1 protein-coding gene is annotated in these 1,290 nt (G+C 45.7%); it reads left to right on the forward strand.

Going from position 1 to position 1,290, the window contains the following annotated elements; translation table 11 throughout:
* Positions 1-102: 102 nt before the first annotated feature.
* Positions 103-1,290: an IS4 family transposase gene (locus EDI28_RS25755; protein ID WP_128786682.1), complete on the forward strand. Its 1,188-nt coding sequence runs from the start codon at positions 103-105 to the stop codon at positions 1,288-1,290.

The raw sequence follows: 1,290 nt of genomic DNA on the forward strand, positions 1-1,290 counted from the left end.
ACTCAGGAATCCCCACAAAATCCCTTTACTGTTCAATAAGTAGACACGCACCTTGCCTTCTGATCTAATGAATTCACCACAAAAACAAAAGAAGAAAACAAGATGCGTGATATTCAAATACTACACGACTCCCTTAGAGAACAATGCCCTAGCATTCACAAAAAGCGACTCAACTCACTCATGGATTCGGTGAAAGCTCTGCTAAATAACGATGCGCTGACCCTAACCTTGCTTGGCAGAGCCCTTCCTTCTAAAGCAAAAGCCAAACACTGTATAAAGCGGGTTGATCGTTTATTAGGTAATTGTCATCTACACCGAGACAGGCTAGATATTTACCGCTGGCACTGCCACCAAATATGCTCGGTTAACCCTCAGCCGATCGTCCTCGTCGACTGGGCCGATATCCGGGAATATAAGCGACTCATGGTACTCAGGGCATCCATCGCTGTAGACGGTCGTTCCGTTACCCTTTTCGAGCAATCCTTTACCTTCAAACAGTACAACTCTCCCCGCAGTCACCAAACATTTCTTGATAACTTTAAAGCCGTTTTACCCTCGCATGTCATACCTATTATTGTCACTGATGCTGGTTTCCGGAACACCTGGTTTCGGCAGGTAGAGGCGATGGGTTGGTGCTATCTAGGACGCGTTCGCGGAGATGTAAATGCCTTTTATAACAAACAGTCGCATCACATTAAGCAACTGTTTAAAAAGGCAAATAATAAACCCAAGTATATTGGATTGACCCAACGGGCAAAACGAAAACCATTAYTCTGCCACCTGCACCTCTTCAAGAAACAAACGGTTAAAAAACGAAAAGACAGACCCAGAGGCCGAGAGCACTTCACTGCACAAGCTGTTCATAGAAAATCAGCAAAAGAACCTTGGCTACTCGCCACCAACATCCCAACCGACATCTTCTCCTCCCGCTGTATCGTCCGCCTCTATAAAAAGCGCATGCAAATTGAAGAGACTTTCCGGGATCTAAAAAGCCCGCAATACGGCTTCGGTCTGCGTCAAAGTCGAACCAACGACCCAAAGCGTCTCGATATCCTATTACTGATCGGCCTTCTCTCTTTCATGGTCTATTGGTGGTTCGGCATTGCTGCCGAACATGCCGGTTGGCACCGCCACTTCCAGGCTAATACGATAAAAAAACGACGTGTATTATCGTTCGTCAGGCTCGGAAAAGAAGTCTTTCGACGGCTGGAATATCACATTACAGATTCAACATTACGTTGGGCACAACAAGAGTTAATTATGATGGCGAGGAGCAATTATCATGCGTAA

This window comes from Photobacterium chitinilyticum (assembly GCF_004104355.1).
Taxonomy (GTDB): Bacteria; Pseudomonadota; Gammaproteobacteria; order Enterobacterales; family Vibrionaceae; genus Photobacterium; species Photobacterium chitinilyticum.